Consider the following 19,194-nt stretch of genomic DNA (forward strand, 5'->3'; position numbering starts at 1 on the left):
TCCCATGAGGTAGGGATCCCCCTAAATCCCCCTTAAAAAGCTATGCTTTATAAACATCTTTCTTAACATAAAACTTGACAAAAAGAGTCAAGTGTGTGTTCTTGCTAGAATCGCCTCTGGCATCTATTATCACAAATATGGAACAATGGATATTGAAAGAGCTAGGANCGGTCAGCGGTCAGCGGTCAGCGGTCAGCGGTCAGCGGTCAGCGGTCAGCGGTCAGCGGTCAGCGGTCAGCGGTCAGCGGTCAGCGGTCAGCGGTCAGCGGTCAGCGGTCAGCGGTCAGCGGTCAGCTAATCAACGGGAGGTAGTAAACAAGCTTAAGGTGCTGGTACGGCTGCTTGAAAATCCCTGTTCATCAGCTATCAGCTATCAGCTATCAGCCGTCAGCCATCAGCTGTCGGCTGATAGCTGATGGCTGAATGCTTACCGTGTAACTTATTACCAGTCCTAAGAATTTTTCCAGCTAAGACAGCAGCACCAAAGCCATTATCAATATTTACTACTCCTATGCCTGGTGCGCAAGAATTCAACATGGTTAACAGGGGTGCCATACCACCAAAACTGGCTCCATAGCCGACACTAGTAGGAACGGCAATAACTGGACAATCGGCCATGCCAGCTACCACACTGGGTAATGCTCCTTCCATCCCAGCTACGACAATTAAGACATCGGCCTCGGCAATCACCTGTCGATTATTCAGCAAGCGGTGGATACCAGCTACCCCCACATCCCAAAGGCGCTTGACCTGAAACCCACATAATTCAGCAGTTACTGCGGCTTCCTGAGCTACTGGTAAATCGGATGTGCCCGCAGAAATTAGACTAATGATACCGGCATACTTAGGTTCGAGCTGAGATGGTGCGATCGCACAAATTCGAGCTGTGGAATAATACTGTAACTCTGGGACTTTTGACTCTAGCTCCGTTGCCACCTCTGGTGTAATCCGTGTGGCCATTACTACTGGATTCTGCTGGCGCATTACTGCCATAATCTGAGCAATTTGGTCAGGGGTTTTTCCCTCTCCCCAAATTACCTCAGGAAATCCAGTTCTTAAGGTGCGGTGGTGGTCAATTTTGGCAAAATCACCGACTTCTTCGTAGGTAAAATCCTTCAGTTTATCTAGAGCAACAGTTGGGCTAAGGTCACCAGCCGCAACTGCTTCCAGTAGAGATTTTAATGCTTCGGGTTGAGTCATTTTAAGGTTATCAGGTTATTAGGTTGAAGGTTTAAGGTTATCTGGTTATTTAGTTTAAGGTTGAAGGTTATTAGGTTTAAGGTTATTAGGTTTAAGGTTATCCGGTTTAATATTTAATGTTTCCGGTTGAGCTACGATTTATAGTTGATAAGTGCGTAGGGTGCGTTAGGGGGGGATTGCCATCATATTCAACTTCGTAGCCAGTCGCCCCGTAACGCACCACGGGGTCAAACACCAAAAATGAGATGTACCCAAGGGATCCCCCTAAATCCCCCTTAAAAAGGGGGACTTTGAGGTTGATAAGTGCGTAGGGTGCGTTAGGGGGGGATTGCCATCATATTCAACTTCGTAGCCAGTCGCCCCGTAACGCACCACGGGGTCAAACACCAAAAATGAGATGTACCCAAGGGATCCCCCTAAATCCCCCTTAAAAAGGGGGACTTTGAGGTTGATAAGTGTACCTTACACATGCAAGAAACGCTATATAGTATTTCTAAATAGATCATGAAACCCAATGCTGATTGATCATAACATCAAAAACTCCTCCTAATTCTTTCCTACTGTTCCCTTTTCCCTATTCCCTGTTCCCTATTCCCTGCTCCCTGCTCCCTGCTCCCTATTCCCAATGTTATCATTCTGAAATTTTCAGTTGATCAATATTCCAGAATGCGCCTCCTAGAGCGGAATATTCAATTCCTTCTATGGAATTACGAACTGCGGTCATGGAGAGAGGATTAATCAGATAAATATAAGGCAAGTGTTCTAAATTAATCCGTTGGGCTTCTTGATAAATTTTTTTGCGATTTTTTTCATCTAACTCTTGAGCGCCTTGGATATAAAGGTCACTTATTTTTTGCTCCCAATCGGCTATTTTACGACCTTGGATCGGGGATTGACCAGGGAAGGTTTTTTGATTAAAGCTGTGCAATCCCCCATCTACAGACCAGACATTAGAACTATTATTGGGTTCAAAGCCACCGCCACTAAAACCAAGGAGATGGCATTCCCAATCTAAGCTATTGCCGAGTTTGTCTACTAGGGTATTGAAGGCAATGGGAGTAAAATCGACTTGAATGCCAATTTTACTGAGGTCTTGCTTAATCTGTGCTCCCATGGCTTCTCGCAGCTTATTACCAGCATTAGTCATTAAGGTGAAACGGACTCGATTACCTTGGCTATCGAGCAGTTCCCCTTCGTCATTGTAGTTAAAGCCCGCTGTTAAGAGTAATTTCTTGGCTTTGTCGGGATTATAGTCATACACTGGTAACCCCTTTTCTGGTGACAGATAATAGGGGCTTTGCACAGGTAAATTAGAATATTGCGGCGCACCTAACCCCCGATATAAATTATTCAGCATGGTTTGCCGGTCGATGCCATAGGCAACGGCTTGTCTAAATTCGAGAGTATTAAACCAACGGGACTTAATTGGATCTACTAAAGGCTCTCCATCCCGGCTACCGGTGTTGAGATTGAAGGAGATAAAACTGGAACTGAGGGTAGGACCAGCGATGTGGATGGTAAAGTTACCCTTTTTTTCCTCCTGCTTCAGCAGGGAATAGTATTCAGGGGATACACCGAGAGCATCTAATCCGCCGGAGCGAAACTGAATAAAGGATGAATCCGTTGATTCTACAATTTCCCAGATCGCCCGCTCAATATAAGGTTGCTGGTTTCCCTGTTCATCTTTTTTCCAGTAGTAGGGATTACGGTCATAAACCACCCGCTGACTGGTGCGGTAGAGTTTGAGTTTGTAAGGGCCGTTGACAATAATATCCTCTGGATCTGTATCTACCCCCCACATGGTCAGAAACTTAGGATTACCCTCTGAATCTTTGGTTTTCACGGATTCTTGCAGGACATGAGCGGGTAAGACCGGTAAGCCAGTACTGCGGAGAAAGGGCGCAAAAGGTTCAGGGACAGCAAATTCCACCCGACGCTGATCGATCTTCTTGACCGTTGGTAAAGCTCGACTCTTGCCAACCCGGAGGATATCTCTAGAATCAGTGGGAATTTCTGGGTTGAGGTAGATGTCATTGTAGGTAAAGACGACATCATCAGTGGTTAAAGGCTCACCATCTGACCACTTTAGCCCCTCCCTCAAGGTAAATAGGATTTTAAGTTTATCGTCGGAAATCTGCCAGGATTCCGCTAAACCCGGGATTATGTCCCCGGTTATCCCATCAGTGTCTATTAAACCCTGAAAGGTAAGACCAAAAATATTGGTGGCACTTTGGTTAAGGGCATAGTTAAAGGTGTTAATGTCACTGAGAATACTCTGGACTATGCGGGGAACGTGAGCTGCCTTGGTTTCAAATTGGCTGATGCTACAGCCAGGGAGTGCGATCGCAAAACTCACAGCCAGGAAAATTCCTAGACAACGATACCAGAGAAGCACAAGAGAATTAGCAGAGGTCATGTAAGAAAGGGAGTAGGGAGTAGGGAGTAGGGAGTAGGGAATCGGGAATCGGGAATCGGGAGTCGGGAATCGGGAACTACGATAATCAACTCTGTACTAGCATACCAAGTCCAGTAGGGTGCGTTAGGGGCGGGCTTGCCCTGATGTTCAACCTCGTACTCAGTGTTTGGACAGCCCGCCCCGTAACGCACCAGCCAAGGGCTCGCTGTTCCCTGTTCCCTATTCCCTGTTCCCTTCTAATTACTGTTCCCTGTTCCCTATTCCCTGTTCCCTACCTCACGAGGTTCAGAGGTTCAACCGCGAGGCTCAGAGGTTCAACCGCGAGGCTCAGAGGTTCAACCGCGAGGCTCAGAGGTTCGACCGCGAGGCTCAGAGGTTCAACCGCGAGGTTCAGAGGTTCAACCGCGAGGTTCAGAGGTTCAACCGAGAGGTTCAGAGGCTCAACCCCACACTTCCCAAACTAACCCAACTCATTGCTCTGTTCTTATCAGAAAAACACCATAACACAAGTACCCTCATGGGTACTCTCAAAAGTCGATTTATTGTTTATAATAAAACCCACACTTTTGAGAACAGGAGTAATTCCCCAACACCCAATACCGTTCGATTAAGCCCCCCAGCCCCCAATTTTGGGGGAGCAAGATGTTTAAAAGTCCCCCAGTATTGGGGGATTTAGGGGGCGAAAAAAATTACTTGAGCGACTAACCGAACAGTAATTCACCAACACCCTTGATTCCTAAACAACTGATAGCTTAATGGTTACCTGATAAGACCTAACTGTTACTGTGATTCCGTAAGTATTCAGCTATCAGCTATCAGCGTGTCGCGTATCAGCTATCAGCTATCAGTCAAAGGCCTTGGCCTATGGCCACCCTACGGGAATGGGCACGTTACTTGAGATGCTATCAGCTTTTGAATCAAACAGGTAAGCATTGGTTTAATAGTCACGAAAGTCAAATCCCTTGTGCCCTGTGCCACAAAGCAACTCAAGTAGCGTGAGCTAAAAGCTGACGGCTGACGGCTGAATGCTTACGTGATTCCAGTCACAAAACCCTTAAGGTTAGTGTCAAAAACTAAGGAAATAAATCACTGTAGTGTTATAGTAGTTTTATAACTATTCCAAAATTTTACCTACAAAGTCATCGAGACCTAGAGGGTTCACAAGTTTTGCCCCAAACGTTCACAATATCTCGATCTCAGGTAATCAATCGGTGCATTTTGTGAATAGTGTTAACCAAAATAGGGGAGCATTGAAGCCCGAAAGAATTCTTTGATAATTAATTAGGACTTACCCATTGCCCCCTAAATCCCCCAAACTTGATACTGCTGGCGAATTTAACATTTAGAAATATCAGCCTGAAGACAGCAGTCTTTATAGCCCCCCAACCCCCAATTCTGGGGGAGCATGAACTTAAAGTTACCCATCTGCTACCCTTGTGTAAACAAATATTAATTTCGCCAACGGTATCAAACTTGGGGGACTTTCGTGACTTTGTCCTCCCCAGGTTTGGGGGGTTAGGGGGGCAAAAGCAACTAAATTTCGTAAGTCCTATTTAATGCAAATTGAAAATTGAATATGGAAGCCAAGATGATGCAAAATCCTTTTACCTACGGTCAGCCAGTTTCCCCAGAGCGTTTTGTGGGACGACGATCAGAAATTCAGGCGGCCTTTGATCAAATTTATAACCGCAGTAACTTAGCGATTTGGGGGGGGCCAGCCATGGGCAAGACCTCTTTCCTGGAACTTCTGGCTTCCCCCCAAGTTTGGAAACAGTATGGACAGGATCCATCCCAGGCTGTGATGGTGCTGCTGAGTTGCGAAAGTATTCAACCCTTTACAGCTTCCGGGTTTTGGCAAGAAGTGTTTAATCTGCTCAAAAAAGAATTAGACGGTGAGCCAGAGCTTCAGGAAGAGATCGACACATTGCTGGACCAGGGAAAAGCAACCACTAGGGGCATGCGCCAAGTATTGCGGCAGCTTGGCAAACGCCACAAATTCTTGCTGTTGCTCGTGGATGACTATGATTGGGCACTGCGGCCAAACCCTCACTATAGTCATGCTGAGATGGAAACCTTTCTCACGGAGTGTCGCAGTATTGCCTATCACTCTCGGGAGAGGCGATATCTATCCATGATTGTGGCCTCACTCCGCCGTCTCAATGAACTTGGTCCTGCTCTCAATCCCAATAGTTCTCCCTGGTACAACCATTATCTGTTCCAATCCCTCAAGCCATTTACTGACCCTGACATTGATCAATTAATGGCTGGTATGCCAATTACCCCAACCTTACGGGAGCTGATCCAAGACATTGCTGGTGGACATCCGGCTCTGCTCCAGATTGCTGGTTTTTTGCTTTATCGAGAGCTAAAAACTGGCAAGGTCCCTGATGCCCAAGCCTTTGCTCGGGACTTTGAAGGTAAGACACGACAAATATTTGAAACGATTTGGAAACGGTGCAGCGAAGTTGAGCAAACCTTATTGATGTTGATGGCCTTGTTCAAGTTAGAAGGTCGTCTCCATCATAAGAAGCACTTTGACTTGAGGGGCATTGACGTAATCTTTAGTCAACACCAGCGAGAGTTAACTAACCTGGCCGAACAAGGGGTGATTATCACAAATCAGAGCAGCAATCAAGACTCAAAGAAACCAGACTACGTATTTACCTCATCAATTATGGAGGGGTGGGTGATTCAGGAACTTTGGCAGACTGATAATCCGATAGTAGGAGATAGGGAAAGATTTCTCAATTTGATCAGTCATACTCAACTTCAGAAAGTCACGAAGACTATTAACTGGCTATCGGCCAATCAAAAGACAGTCAAAACTGCTTTGGCATGGGGGAGGATAGTGTTAGCTGCATTTTCCTAACTTCAGCATTCAGCTAATGCGCTACTTCAGATGCTACTTGAGGTGCTATCAGCTATCAGCTTATTGGTTAGGTCACAGTCTCAAAGCCTGTGCCACCTTGAGGTGCTTTTGAATAAAATAAGCTGACCACTGACCACTGAATGCTTACTGGTCTTGAAAGTTTTATGCATAACTGTTGCTGCTTATTCCGATAAGTTTATAGATACTTATAAATCAGCTATTAGCACTCAACATTAAACAGTTGGTGCCTTAGCTTAATACTTACTTACTGACTTCAAATGGCAGCAAACCTTGACTGGTTTGGATAAAAATTAAACAAATCATCAATCGTCGGCTAATGGTTACTAATTCTTCTAATCATCCTAATCCTTATGAAATCGGAAAGATAATTGATGATCCAGACAAGTTTTTTGGACGAGAGAGTCTGTTTCAGTTTATCGAAGACAACCTCAGGCAGAGGGTAAAGGTAATCTTACTCCATGGTCAACGACGAATTGGCAAATCATCAATCTTGGCACAGATTCCCAACAAAGTTGCTACGGATCAGTTTTACTTTGTTAATTTCGATTTGCAAGGCTACATTCACAAACCCTTCAGTCATATTATCTATAACTTGGCTCAAGAGATTTGTGATCACTTAGTGGATGACTTTGATCTAGGACAAGATTACCTTACTCCGCCCTCAAAACAAGATTTAAACAATGATATAACTATTTTTTTTGATAAATTTTTGCCGAAAGTTTTTTGGTTATTAAAGAGTAAAAATTTGGTATTTTTGCTGGATGAATTTGATGTTTTAACAATCCAAAAGCACCGATCAGAAGAGCGTAACTTTTTCCCCTATTTAGCTAACTTGATTAAACGGCACCATCAATTATTTATGATTGCGGTAGTAGGACGGAATCTCGTTGATGTGCCTATTATAGTCCGGGTGTTTGGAAGTCCACCTTACCACGAAATTGGTTTTCTGAATAAGCTGAGTGCTCAACGGCTAATTACTAAACCAGCTAAGGATGTGGTAACCTATGAACCCCATGCCGTTACAAAAATTTACAATTTATCAGCAGGGCATCCCTATTTTACCCAAGTCCTATGCTTTACTTTATTCTTAAGGGCTAGGGAAAACCAGTGGAAGATTTATAGCCGAGATGTGGAGCTTATAGTTAAGCAGGCTATTGAGAAAGCTGAAGCGGGATTGGCGGGGTTGTGGGAAAGTTTACCGATCCCAGAGCGAGTGGTATTCTTAGCGGTGGCAGAAGCTCAACAAAGAGCTATCTCCCAACACCAGCTGTTGCCAGAACACCCATTATCTTTCCTAGAGGGCTATGGTGTGATTCAGACTAATCCCCTGTATCAAGCCACCAAACGACTTAAAGACTACGGTTTCGTCGATGATACAGAACGTAGAGTAAAGGTGCCATTAGTCCGCCACTGGTTACTTCAGCATCACTCACTACGGCAAGAGATACTAAAACTGAAGACACTAGACCAAGACCAAACGGATCCGATCTATCAACGAGCCACTAGACGGTATCAACAGGGGCAAATTCAGAAAGCACTAATGCTCTATGAAGAGGTTTTGCAACTTAATCCTAATCATTTCAGCGCTTTGTTGGATCTAGCTAAGGGCTATCTCGAGGCCAAGAATTTCAGCAAAGCCGTAGAACTCTATACAAGAGCTTATCAAGTTAAGCCAGTACAAAGCAAAGAATGGTTTTTGCGATCGCTACTAAAGTATGGCGATCAGTTGATTGACCAACAAGCGTTCAGAACAGCTAAGAATGCTTTTCAACAAGTGTTGAAAATTGAGCCTGACAATAAATCAGCACAGCAAAAACTAAAACATATTGAAGATCTTAGTAATACACCTATCACTCCAGTTGATAACACCTCCAATCTTACTAGGTTAGGCATCGCCAAACTAGCAGCAGGTTTAGCCATTATTTCCCTGGTTGGTGTGGGATTGTATAACGTATTAACTCCCTGTCCAACCGGTGCCCAGAAAGTCTTTGGGATTAGATGTATCGCTACTCCTATTAGTCGGGGTGAGCGCAGCTTATTTCCTAGAATTGACAACAAGGAAGAAATTGACCTTGCTACTGAAGGATTCCGAAACGCAAACTATGCCGAAGCGGCTCAGAGTTTTGACCAAGCTTGGCAGGTGAATCCCAATGATCCAGAATTGCTGATTTACTACAACAATGCCCGCGCTCGTAAACAGGGGTTTCTGCCATTTACTATCGCTGTGGTGGTGCCCATAGACCAGTCAGAATCCACGGCAAAAGAAATATTGCGGGGAGTAGCCCAGGCTCAACATGAGTTCAATGATTTAGGGGGATTAAATGGTCGATTCTTGGAAATTGCGATCGCTAACGATGGTAACAAACCAGCCAAAGCCAAAGAAATAGCTCAAGCTTTGGTTAAGGACAACTCTATCCTGGGCATAATTGGACATGACTCTAGTGATGCCAGTAAGGCCGCACTACCCGTATATGATCGAGCTGGCTTAGCGATGATTTCCTCCACCAGCTCCAGTAATTATTTAACCAGTCTTGATAAAAATAACAACGTGTTCTTTAGGACAGTTCCTTCTAATCTATCATCTGCAAGAAAACTGGCTCAATATGTCAGAAATAAACCTGGCTTAGACAAGGTGGTAATTTTCTATGATGATGACAGTGTCTATAGTAAGGATCTAAAAGAAAAGTTTGAAACACACTTTGAACAACTAGGAGGTAAGGTGGTTCGGGAGATTAAATTAAACGATCCCAACCTGAATATAACTCAAGAAGTTAAAAATAGTTTCTCTCAAGATCAAGTCAAGGCCGCCATGTTATTCCCGAGGGTGGAATCGGTTAATACAGCTATTAATATTGCTAAAGCCAACGCTAACCTATATCAGCAGGGGCTGAGGTTGTTCAGTGCGTCTACTTTATATGAAAATAAAACCTTGACACGGGGTGGGAAAAGAGTTGAAGGATTGACTACAGTAGTTCCCTGGTTTAGGGAAGCACCAAAGGCAATAACTTTTTCTCAAGCAGCTAAGAAACGATGGCGAGGAGATGTGAGCTGGGTGACTGCCACTAGCTTTGATGCTACTCAAGCCTTTATTCACGCTTTTTTCAAGGACGCTTCTCGAGAGATAGTTCTCGACAGACTGCGTAATATTCATCTTTTCCAAACTGATACCTCAGGGTTCCCGTTGCAGTTTACTGACCAAGGGGAGCGTGAGAGTCAACCTGTCCTGGTGCAAGTAGTTAACGGTAAATTTAAATTCGTGTCAGATCAAGACCAAGAGGGGGTGGAAAAGTCACCGTAATTATCAAGTCTGGGACTACAACCTAATTCCCCTTTAGCAATACTGACTAAAAATACTTACTAAAATTTTATACTTCTAACCTCGGTAGGAAATATAAGGATCTTAAACATCATCCTAGGGAGTTGTCTATAAAACCGGTTATACAAAACCTAAATAATTGGATAAAATAGAGTATGGAGTAAATAAAAATAACCTAACTAAAGCAGTAAACGTTATATTTATATCTCTATCGGAGATAACAAAAAATGATTTCAATAGTTCCTAGAAATCCCTATATCATTGGTCGTCCAATTGATGATAATGACCAGTACTTATTTTGGGGTAGGCGAAGCTTATTCCGATTTATTGAGGATAACCTCAAGAATAAAACCAAGGTTATGATAGTCTACGGACAACGGCGGATTGGTAAGTCGTCCCTACTCCGTCATATTCCTACATCGGTTGACTTAGATAGCTTTTCCTTTGTTCCTTTTGATCTGGAATCCTACAGTCACAAATCTCTTGGTGAGGTCTTGGAGGAACTGGCCATAGAAATCCTGGATAGCTTGGAACTAGACTCCCCTGAAATCCCCTTGCCTGACCCTATAGCCCTAGACAACGATCCCTCGCTTTTTTATAAGCAGTTTTTGCCCCAAGTTTATCAAAGATTAGGAAACAAAAAAATAGCATTGTTGCTGGATGAATTTGAAACTTTAAATAGCCTAGATAATCATCAAAACAATAATCAATTATACCAGCATTTATTTCCTTACTTAAAATCCCTAGTTGCTCAACAGGATAATCTATACCTAATTATTTGTGTGGAACAGGAATCCAAAGATTTACCCCATTTACTGGGGATATTCAAGGATGCGCCAACCACAGAAATTGATTTATTTGATCAACAAACTACCCAGGAGCTAATTACCAAACCAGCCGCAGGGCTACTCACCTACGAAACTGCTGCTATCCAAGCTATTTACCACCTATCTGCCGGGCATCCCTATTTTACCCAAGTCCTATGCTTTGCTATTTTTAGCAGAGCTAGGGATCTAGACCAGTGGCACATCACCCCAGAAGATGTGGAAAATAGTGTAGACCAAGCCCTAGAAAATGCTAGTGCTGGCTTAGCAGGAATTAGAGCCGGATTATCTATCCCAGAACGAGTAGTATTCTCTGCGTTTGCCGAGGCGGATAATCTCGTTAAAAATAGTTCTAAAAATAGTTCAGACCAGCCATTACAGCCGTTTTCAGATGAATTGACCTCACTACCAACTGCAAGCCCCCTAAATCCCCCAATTCTGGGGGACTTTAACTCAAGAACCCCCCAAAGTTGGGGGGCTAGGGGGGCAAAACTTGCTGTAAGTCTACTCGAAAACTACGGCGTTATTCCAACAACATCCTTAATAAAAGCACCAGACCAACTAGCGGAACGGGGTTTCTTAGATAAAAATAAATCTAAAGTAACCATTGAATTTATCCGGCGCTGGTTGATTAAACGTTACCCACTCCAGCAAGAAATCCTAGAACTAGAAAAAATAGACCAAGAGCAAACTAATCCCATCTATCAACAAGCCACTACCCAGGATCAACAGGGGGAAATTACCAAAGCTCTAGAGCTATATGAACAGGTTTTGGAACTAAACCCTAATCATTTTAGTGCTGTATTTACTCTAGGTGAAGGATATCTAGAGTTGGGAGAGTTTGATAAAGCGGTTACCTATTACCAAAGAGCCTATAAAATTGATCCAATCCGTAACAAACAGGGGTTGGTGCGCTCCCTACTAAATTATGGCAATCAGTTAATCGATCAAAAAGCCTTTACAAAAGCAAGAGAGCAATTTCAGCAAGTCTTGGAAATTGAACCAGACAATCTATCGGCACGAGAGAAACTACTGGAAATTGAAAATTATTCAGAGAACTCTGATCTATTATTTAACAAGTCTTCTAGCTCTGAGATAATTAGTCAAGATAGATACAGCAGTAACGATCAGACCCTTAGTCAATCAAATTGGTTAGGTAAACTAGCATTAGGATTAGCAATAGTTTCCTTGGTTAGTGTAGTCTTTTATAAGATATCAAATCCCTGTCCAACTGGTGCCCAGAAAGTCTTCGGGATTAGATGTATCGCTACTCCTATTAGTCGGGGTGAATACAGCTTATTTCCTAGAATTGACAATAAGCAAACAATTGACAGCGCTACTGAAGCATTCCGAAACGCAAACTATGGGGCAGCGGCTCAGGTTTTTTATCAAGCTTGGCAGGCTAATCCCAATGATCCAGAATTGCTGATTTACTACAACAATTCCCTAGCCCTTCAACAGGGGTTGGAACCATTCACGATCGCTGTGGTAGTGCCCATTGACCAGTCAAAAGACAGGGCAAAAGAAATATTGCGGGGGGTAGCCCAGGCTCAACATCAGTTTAATAATTCAGACGGATTAAATGGTCGATTCCTGGAAATTGCGATCGCTAACGATGGCAACGATCCAGCCCAAGCCAAAGAAATAGCTCAGGATTTGGTTAAGGACAACTCTATCCTGGGCGTAATTGGACATAACTCTAGTGATGCTAGTAAGGCGGCACTCCCCGTCTATGACAAAGCTGGCTTAGCGATGATTTCCCCTACTAGTGCCGGTAGTGATTTAACCAGTCTTGATAAAAAGAACAACGTGTTCTTTAGGACAAATTTTTCTAATTCAGCATTTGGTAAAGCACTAGCTCAACATGTCAAAACTCAACCTGGCTTAAACAAGGTCGTAATTTTCTATAATTCTGACAGTGTCTATAGCAATAGTTTCAAACAAGATTTTAAAACACGCTTTGAAAATCTAGGGGGTAAGGTGGTTAGGGAGATTGACTTAAACAATCCCAACCTGAATATAACCGAAGAAGTCAAACGCAGTCTCTATAAAGATCAAGTCAAGGCGGCCATGTTATTCCCCAGCGTGGAATACATTGATACAGCTGTTAATATTGCTAAAGCCAACGCTAACCTAAACCCTAACCCCAACAACCGAGATCAGCAAAGCCTAAGGTTGTTCGGTGGGGATACATTATATAGCAATCAAACCTGGCAAGAGCGTGAACAAGGGGTTGAAGGGTTGACTATCGCAGTCCCCTGGTTTAGGGAATCACCACAGGCAAAAAACTTTTCTACAACAGCTAGTCAACTATGGCAAGGAGGTGTGAACTGGCGCACTGCCACTAGTTTCGATGCTACTCAAGCCTTTATTAAGGCTTTGGTCAAGGACGCCGATCGAAAGCTAGTTCTCGACAAACTCCGCAATATTGATCTTGAAGGGAGTGATACCTCCGGGTTACCTTTGCAGTTTACTGACCAAGGGGAGCGTCAGAGTGAACCTGTCCTGGTGGAAGTGGTTGATGGTGAATTTAAATTGAAGTAAGTTCATCAGGCAATTAATATAGCACTACTCATTCAGGTTAGGACATCATAACAACCAGTAAAAGCTCTTATAGTAAACTTCTGACTTCTGACTTCTGACTTCTGACTTGCGCGTAGCGCTCATCCGTTGCCTACCACGGGCGAAATATGTCAAAATATTAAGCGTGTGGATTACATCATCTCTAACTACCGCGTTAACACCAACCGCTGTTGCCCTGGGAAACTTTGACGGCGTCCATTTGGGGCATCAGCAAGTTATTGCTCCCATTTTGCCAACGGCAGTAACTGCTCAAGCTCAAGCCCTGACATCATCCAATCTTGAGCAATTTAGTAACCCTGAAACCAGTGGCCCAAATCTAGACCCAAATCTAGAACTAATCTATCCCACAGTAGCCACCTTCAATCCCCATCCCCGAGAATTCTTTTCCGGTCAAGCCTGGAAGCTACTGACACCACCAACAGAAAAAGCACAACAGTTGAGTGTATTGGGTGTGCAACAGTTAGCCCTATTACCCTTTAACCGGGAGCTAGCTTCCCTGAGTCCCCAGGAATTCGTGGAAAAGATTTTAGTCGAGCAACTCCAGGCACAGCAAGTCAGTGTGGGAGAGGATTTTTGCTTTGGCCATAAGCGAGCTGGCACCGCAACGGATTTGGATGCGATCGCCTCCGCCTACGGTATTACCGTCCATATCGTATCCTTGTACAAACGTCAAGACCAACGGATCAGTAGTTCCAGCATTCGCCAATCCTTAACGGAAGGGGATATCGACAAAGCCAACCGATTTCTAGGACGGCCATACACCCTAATCGGAATAGTAGAGAAAGGTCAACAACTCGGTAGAACTATTGGATTTCCCACCGCTAACCTCCACTTACCCCCAGACAAATTTTTGCCTAAGCTAGGGGTTTACTGCGTCGAAGTCTCCCATGGCCCTGAATCCTCTAACCTAGACACCAATTTATCCTCCCATCCTGGTGTCATGAATATTGGTATGCGCCCCACGGTCAAGGGCACCAGTTTAACCGTCGAAGTTCATCTATTCGATTGGTCCGGAGATTTATATGGCAAAACCCTAACCGTAAGCCTCAAGAAATTTATCCGCTCCGAACAAAAATTTTCCTCCCTAGATGACCTCAAAGCCCAGATTCAGATAGATTGTGAAGCTGCTAGGGATTTTTTTAGGGGAATTTAGAATTGAGAATTTAGAATTTAGAATTTAGAATCGGGAATCGGGAGTCGGAACCCACCCCTAACCCCTCCCAGGAGGGGAACGGGAGTCGGGAGTCAGATCAGTAACTGGCTTGTTCTTGTTCCCCCCTTATTAAGGGGGGTTAGGGGGGATCACCCACCAGAAAGTTAGAGCAGGCTCACCAATTCTTGATTAGAATTTTGTAGTTGCTCAACCCACCTGGAAAATTCTGTATTGCTTATGCGATCGCTTCTGTATCGGTGATGCGATCGCGCTTTAGTTTATGCGATCGCGCTTTAGTTTATGCGATCGCTAATCCTTTATGCGATCGCTAATCCTTTATGCGATCGCTAATCCCGCAGCAAAACCCCAAAACAAAATCAGTTTGACTGGTGGTGCGTTACGGGACGGGCTCTCACCACACTGACTACGAAGTTGAACATGCTGGCAAGCCCGCCCCTAACGCACCCTACTCCTGCTCCCGATTCCCGATTCCCGATTCCCGATTCCCGATTCCCGATTCCCGATTCCCGATTCCCCACTCCCGATTCCCCACTCCCTAAAGGAATTTGTTACAAAACTTTTCAAAATATGCTATAATTAAACATTTTTTGTGCTATACTCAAAATGGAGATACAAAAGTAAGAGCCAGCCCGAAGATGTACACGCCCAAGGCTGGCTCTGGCTCCCCTTTAAAGGAGATACCTAAATTATGTCCTATAGTCCCAGCTTACAACCGTGGGTCATGATTCGCCTATTGCGAGGCAGGCCACCATTAGTTTTCGCTCGGTTCTGCAGCCCTTCTGATGCCAGGAGCTATTCGCAAGCCATGAAACATCTCATGCCTGATGCTAAGTTTTTAATTTTTCTGGATAGAAGTCTACCCATGGATGAAGAAGAATAGGGATCTTGCTCTTGTTCCCCCCTTATTAAGGGGGGTTAGGGGGGATCACCCACCTGATCAGGGTAGGTTTTTTACATTTGAATCGGGAATCGGGAGTCGGGGTAAGAAACTTGACTGTACCTCCTGTACCTCATAAGTATGATAAGCCCTATCAAAATCTTTCCCATTTTCCGAAAACCCTTGCTAGCTTATAGGAGATAGGGGGATGTTTGCCCTGTTCCCTGTTCCCTGCTCCCTGCTCCCTCCAATAATTTATCCCTCACCCAATTGAACACTGCTCTATGAGACAAAGAATTCAACAGCTCCAGGAAAATCTCGGTCGTGTGATTGTTGGTAAAGCAGATGCCATTCGTCTAGTGATCGTGGCCCTATTGGCTGGGGGTCATGCCTTGCTGGAAGATGTCCCTGGTGTGGGCAAGACACTACTAGCGAAATCCCTAGCCCGTTCCATAGATGGGAAATTTCAACGTATTCAATGTACCCCTGACCTATTACCTACGGATATCACAGGAACCAATATCTGGAATCAGCGCAGTGGTGAATTTGAATTTCTGCCAGGTCCAGTATTTACCCATGTCTTGCTAACCGATGAAATTAATCGAGCCACACCCCGGACCCAGTCAGCCTTATTGGAAGTAATGGAAGAGCAGCAGGTCACCGTAGATGGGCGATCGCGTCCCGTACCTCAGCCCTTTTTCGTGATTGCCACCCAAAATCCAGTGGAATATCAAGGTACCTTCCCCTTGCCAGAAGCCCAAATGGATCGATTCCTCTTATCCTTATCCCTAGGTTATCCCACAGAACAAGAAGAACTCCAGATGTTGCAACGCCATCTAGAAGGAATGATGGTTTCCGAGCTCACCCCCTGTATCACCACCGATGAAGTATTAGAATTACGGCATCTTTGTCACCAGGTCAAAGTAGAACGGTCACTACAAGAGTATATGCTCAATTTAGTCAGAGCATCCCGTTCCGCCGAAGATGTCACCTTAGGAGTCAGTCCTCGCGGTACCATTGCTTTACAACGGGCAACCCAGGCACTAGCCTTTGTGGAAGGTCGAGATTATGCCATCCCAGATGATATCAAGTTCCTGGCACCTTATGTACTGTCCCATCGTCTCATTACCTCGGGGGGGCGTCGTGCTCAGCCCATTGTTGAGCAATTGTTGCGCTCTGTACCAATCCCTTAAAAAGTGTTGTGTGTGAGGTATGTCCAAATTTTTGAAGTCAATAAGCCCAAGGCGAAACCGTAGACGTTCACCTTGGGTTCTGTTATTATTGCTAATTTTTTGGAGTATTAGCATAGGATGGGGACTGGAGCGAGCCGTAGGATATACGATTGAGCCAGAAACAGTTACCTCCACCCCCACCGAAGTAATCGCATCCATGGACCCAGTGTCCAAACGCTACAAATTAGGCAAAGACCTTTACCTAGAAAACTGTTCCGCTTGTCACATTGCTTTGCCACCAGAAGTATTGCCTACCGAAACCTGGCGTCGGTTATTGTTAGAGCCACAGGAACATTATGGTACGCAACTCCGAAGACTGCTTGGTCCAAGTTTATTGCTGACCTGGCAATACTTGCGAGACTTCTCCCGTCCCCATAACAAAGACGAAGAAGTCCCTTATCGTATGACCCAATCCCGTTATTTCAATGCCCTGCATCCCCGAGTCAAAATCCCTCGACCCTTTGGGGTTAAAACCTGTGTTACTTGTCATCCCGGTGTCGCAAACTACGATTACCGCACCCTGACCCCAGAATGGCAGGATGCCCCCTAATCCGGTGATAGGGAGATGGGGAAATGGGGAGATAGGGAGATAGGGAGTCTGGGAGTCTGGGAAATTAGGGAAGTATAGCGCTTTCTAGTCTAATCAGATACACAAGATTTTTTCACTCTTGGCTCTTGGCTCTTGGCTCTTCTGTGTTCCCGATTCCCGATTCCCGATTCCCGATTCCCGATTCCCGATTCCCGATTCCCGATTCCCGATTCCCGATTCCCGATTCCCGATTCCCGATTCCCGATTCCCGATTCCCGATTCCCGATTCCCGATTCCCTGTTCCGAGATCCCTTGTGCTACAGGCTATAACATTGTGTTACAATTACTACAAAACCAATTTAACAATTCCTTTATTATTTAGTGCATAGCAGTTCTATAGGATTGGTCAACAGTCAGAGTTCTTATCCAGAACACAGAACATAAAACTCATAAAAATCTACCAATCTTGATGACCTTGCCTGGAAAGGTTGAGGTAACTGGTAAAAAGGATAACTGGTAAAAAGGATAACTGGTAAAAAGGAAGGTATTCAACCTATGAAATACACCTTTGAAATCTTAGGAGTATCTCCTGTCCTAGACTTTTTCAATCATCAACAGACGTTGAGTCAGAGAAAAGTCCCACCAAAACTGAAATACTTAGGTACTTATCAGTGTACCCTTGATGCTTTAATTGAATCAGCTGAAACCCTTCCCTCCCAGGCAGATTGGGGTATAGATCAAGCTGTAGACAGTGTCATTGAATTCTGGATGAATCACCCAGAAATCATCAGTTATTGGAAACAACGATTAAATGATGCTGGTAAGGATAATTTACTGGTGTCAAGGGTGGCAGATTTTGAATCATTAAAAGCTGAGTTTGAATCCTTGATCAGTAGTTAAAATAGGTAAGTAAAAGGTAAGCTACCAGCTACCAGCTATCAGCTATCAGCTATCAGCTATCAGCTATCAGCGAACAGCGATTAGCGCTACGCGCACGCTTGGCCTTGGCCGTTGGCCACGCTACGCGAATGGCCACGCTCCGCGAACGCGAACAGTTTATTTATGGGCTATGCACATTCTTATTGATCACGAAAGCATTTAGAATAAAAGAAAGAGGTAAGCATTTGTTTAATCTGAGTTAAATCTGCTGACCGCTGACCGCTGACCGCTGAATGCTTATTTTTCCAGCTATTGCGGCTCAGATTCTGCTGATGACGCACCTATCTTAGTTTTCAAACTATCTTCCAAGTACTGTATTCTTTTGCGTTGGTTATCAATATTTACTATTGTTTCATTATAATCCTGCTCTAACTCATTAATCCGTTTCCGTTGCCGAGCTAGTTTACGACTTTGGTTGATTAGGGTAGGTGTGGAGATTAATAAACCAGTTAAACAGCCCATAGATAGAGCTAAAAGAATCACTATAGATAAGGGTTCTTCTATAGTCCAAACCCCAAAGTTGACCGGCACAATGGTTTTATTTTGGAGGGCGAATAAGATAGCTGCTATAGCTAAGCCGATCACGAAGCCCGAAATCAAAAATAATAAGCGCATAGTCTCAACTCACTCCTTGGTAATCCCCTAGATCGTAAGCATTCAGCCGTGAGCGGTCAGCTATCAGGTTGTAGGGTGGGCAAAAACAGTTTGATTGTTTTGAGTATTAATGATTATATTACTTTGCCCACCCTACTTTAATTCGTCTGATACACCACAGGCTGATCGGGTGGGCAAAAACAGTTTGATTGTTTTGAGTATTAATGATTATATTACTTTGCCCACCCTACTTTAATTCTACTTTAATTCGTCTGATACACCACAGGCTGATCGGGTGGGCAAAAACAGTTTGATTGTTTTGAGTATTAATGATTATATTACTTTGCCCACCCTACTTTAATTCTACTTTAATTCGTCTGATACACCACAGGCTGATCGGGTGGGCAAAAACAGTTTGATTGTTTTGAGTATTAATGATTATATTACTTTGCCCACCCTACTTTAATTCGTCTGATACACCACACGCTGATAGCTGATAGCTGAATGCTTACCCTAGATCAGACTTGACTCAATTATTGTAAGCTAAAATCTAGATGGAAAAAATCACAGAGGGGTACACAAGCATTCAGCAGTCAGCAGTCAGCGGTCAGCGGTCAGCG

The 19,194-nt window shown here is 44.2% G+C and carries 16 protein-coding genes; 12 read left to right on the top strand and 4 right to left on the bottom strand.

Features of this window, described 5'->3' with window-relative positions:
• Positions 1 to 137 precede the first annotated feature (137 nt).
• Positions 138 to 416 (top strand): hypothetical protein, encoded by a 279-nt coding sequence (locus F6K63_RS37580; protein WP_502708271.1) that lies wholly within the window; start codon positions 138 to 140, stop codon positions 414 to 416.
• Here F6K63_RS37580 and larB read toward each other — a convergent pair.
• The 3 genes from larB to F6K63_RS01960 all read right to left on the bottom strand — a co-directional run bounded on the left by larB (position 388) and on the right by F6K63_RS01960 (position 3,807).
• Positions 388 to 1,200, bottom strand: coding sequence for a nickel pincer cofactor biosynthesis protein LarB (gene larB, locus F6K63_RS01950; RefSeq protein WP_287310555.1), 813 nt, complete (start codon positions 1,198 to 1,200; stop codon positions 388 to 390). The genes F6K63_RS37580 and larB overlap by 29 nt on opposite strands.
• A gap of 631 nt (positions 1,201 to 1,831) precedes the next feature.
• Positions 1,832 to 3,616: an ABC transporter substrate-binding protein gene (locus tag F6K63_RS01955; protein ID WP_287310557.1), complete on the bottom strand. Its 1,785-nt coding sequence runs from the start codon at positions 3,614 to 3,616 to the stop codon at positions 1,832 to 1,834.
• Positions 3,613 to 3,807, bottom strand: a complete 195-nt coding sequence (locus F6K63_RS01960) for a hypothetical protein (protein ID WP_137985501.1) — start codon at positions 3,805 to 3,807, stop codon at positions 3,613 to 3,615. Before F6K63_RS01960 ends, F6K63_RS01955 begins: the two co-directional genes overlap by 4 nt.
• Positions 3,808 to 5,204: 1,397 nt before the next feature.
• Between F6K63_RS01960 and F6K63_RS01965 the strand changes: the two genes are divergently transcribed.
• From F6K63_RS01965 to F6K63_RS02015, 11 genes are all read left to right on the top strand, one after another.
• Positions 5,205 to 6,485 (top strand): ATP-binding protein, encoded by a 1,281-nt coding sequence (locus F6K63_RS01965; RefSeq protein WP_071107822.1) that lies wholly within the window; start codon positions 5,205 to 5,207, stop codon positions 6,483 to 6,485.
• 337 nt (positions 6,486 to 6,822) lie between these two features.
• Positions 6,823 to 9,804: an ABC transporter substrate-binding protein gene (locus tag F6K63_RS01970; RefSeq protein WP_287310559.1), complete on the top strand. Its 2,982-nt coding sequence runs from the start codon at positions 6,823 to 6,825 to the stop codon at positions 9,802 to 9,804.
• A 245-nt stretch (positions 9,805 to 10,049) separates the two neighbouring features.
• On the top strand, positions 10,050 to 13,190 hold the full coding sequence (locus tag F6K63_RS01975) for an ABC transporter substrate-binding protein (protein ID WP_287310561.1): 3,141 nt from the start codon (positions 10,050 to 10,052) through the stop codon (positions 13,188 to 13,190).
• A gap of 163 nt (positions 13,191 to 13,353) precedes the next feature.
• On the top strand, positions 13,354 to 14,382 hold the full coding sequence (locus F6K63_RS01980) for a bifunctional riboflavin kinase/FAD synthetase (RefSeq protein WP_287310563.1): 1,029 nt from the start codon (positions 13,354 to 13,356) through the stop codon (positions 14,380 to 14,382).
• Positions 14,383 to 14,585: 203 nt separating this feature from the next.
• On the top strand, positions 14,586 to 14,714 hold the full coding sequence (locus F6K63_RS01985; RefSeq protein WP_287310565.1) for a hypothetical protein: 129 nt from the start codon (positions 14,586 to 14,588) through the stop codon (positions 14,712 to 14,714).
• A gap of 60 nt (positions 14,715 to 14,774) precedes the next feature.
• On the top strand, positions 14,775 to 14,942 hold the full coding sequence (locus tag F6K63_RS01990) for a hypothetical protein (protein WP_287310566.1): 168 nt from the start codon (positions 14,775 to 14,777) through the stop codon (positions 14,940 to 14,942).
• A 149-nt stretch (positions 14,943 to 15,091) separates the two neighbouring features.
• Complete coding sequence (locus F6K63_RS01995; RefSeq protein ID WP_287310568.1) at positions 15,092 to 15,283, top strand: hypothetical protein; 192 nt, start codon at positions 15,092 to 15,094, stop codon at positions 15,281 to 15,283.
• A gap of 281 nt (positions 15,284 to 15,564) precedes the next feature.
• Positions 15,565 to 16,473: an AAA family ATPase gene (locus F6K63_RS02000; RefSeq protein ID WP_071104529.1), complete on the top strand. Its 909-nt coding sequence runs from the start codon at positions 15,565 to 15,567 to the stop codon at positions 16,471 to 16,473.
• Positions 16,474 to 16,561: 88 nt separating this feature from the next.
• On the top strand, positions 16,562 to 17,062 hold the full coding sequence (locus tag F6K63_RS02005) for a diheme cytochrome c (RefSeq protein WP_229414779.1): 501 nt from the start codon (positions 16,562 to 16,564) through the stop codon (positions 17,060 to 17,062).
• A gap of 118 nt (positions 17,063 to 17,180) precedes the next feature.
• Entirely contained in the window at positions 17,181 to 17,423 is a 243-nt protein-coding gene (locus tag F6K63_RS02010; RefSeq protein ID WP_287310571.1) for a hypothetical protein, read from the top strand.
• A gap of 173 nt (positions 17,424 to 17,596) precedes the next feature.
• Positions 17,597 to 17,941, top strand: coding sequence for a hypothetical protein (locus F6K63_RS02015; protein ID WP_287257039.1), 345 nt, complete (start codon positions 17,597 to 17,599; stop codon positions 17,939 to 17,941).
• A 288-nt stretch (positions 17,942 to 18,229) separates the two neighbouring features.
• On the opposite strand, the gene F6K63_RS02020 is transcribed toward F6K63_RS02015, so the two are convergent.
• Positions 18,230 to 18,595, bottom strand: a complete 366-nt coding sequence (locus F6K63_RS02020; protein WP_008191653.1) for a LapA family protein — start codon at positions 18,593 to 18,595, stop codon at positions 18,230 to 18,232.
• Positions 18,596 to 19,194 lie beyond the last annotated feature (599 nt).

The sequence above is a fragment of the Moorena sp. SIO1G6 genome (assembly GCF_010672795.1).
Taxonomy (GTDB): domain Bacteria; phylum Cyanobacteriota; class Cyanobacteriia; order Cyanobacteriales; family Coleofasciculaceae; genus Moorena; species Moorena producens.

Bases quoted from the DNA above. Each gene is read 5' to 3' on its own strand.
- larB (WP_287310555.1), bottom strand. From the start codon at position 1,200: ATGACTCAACCCGAAGCATTAAAATCTCTACTGGAAGCAGTTGCGGCT.
- F6K63_RS01955 (WP_287310557.1), bottom strand. From the start codon at position 3,616: ATGACCTCTGCTAATTCTCTTGTGCTTCTCTGGTATCGTTGTCTAGGA.
- F6K63_RS01965 (WP_071107822.1), top strand. From the start codon at position 5,205: ATGATGCAAAATCCTTTTACCTACGGTCAGCCAGTTTCCCCAGAGCGT.
- F6K63_RS01970 (WP_287310559.1), top strand. From the start codon at position 6,823: ATGGTTACTAATTCTTCTAATCATCCTAATCCTTATGAAATCGGAAAG.
- F6K63_RS01975 (WP_287310561.1), top strand. From the start codon at position 10,050: ATGATTTCAATAGTTCCTAGAAATCCCTATATCATTGGTCGTCCAATT.
- F6K63_RS01995 (WP_287310568.1), top strand. From the start codon at position 15,092: ATGTCCTATAGTCCCAGCTTACAACCGTGGGTCATGATTCGCCTATTG.
- F6K63_RS02000 (WP_071104529.1), top strand. From the start codon at position 15,565: ATGAGACAAAGAATTCAACAGCTCCAGGAAAATCTCGGTCGTGTGATT.
- F6K63_RS02015 (WP_287257039.1), top strand. From the start codon at position 17,597: ATGAAATACACCTTTGAAATCTTAGGAGTATCTCCTGTCCTAGACTTT.
- F6K63_RS02020 (WP_008191653.1), bottom strand. From the start codon at position 18,595: ATGCGCTTATTATTTTTGATTTCGGGCTTCGTGATCGGCTTAGCTATA.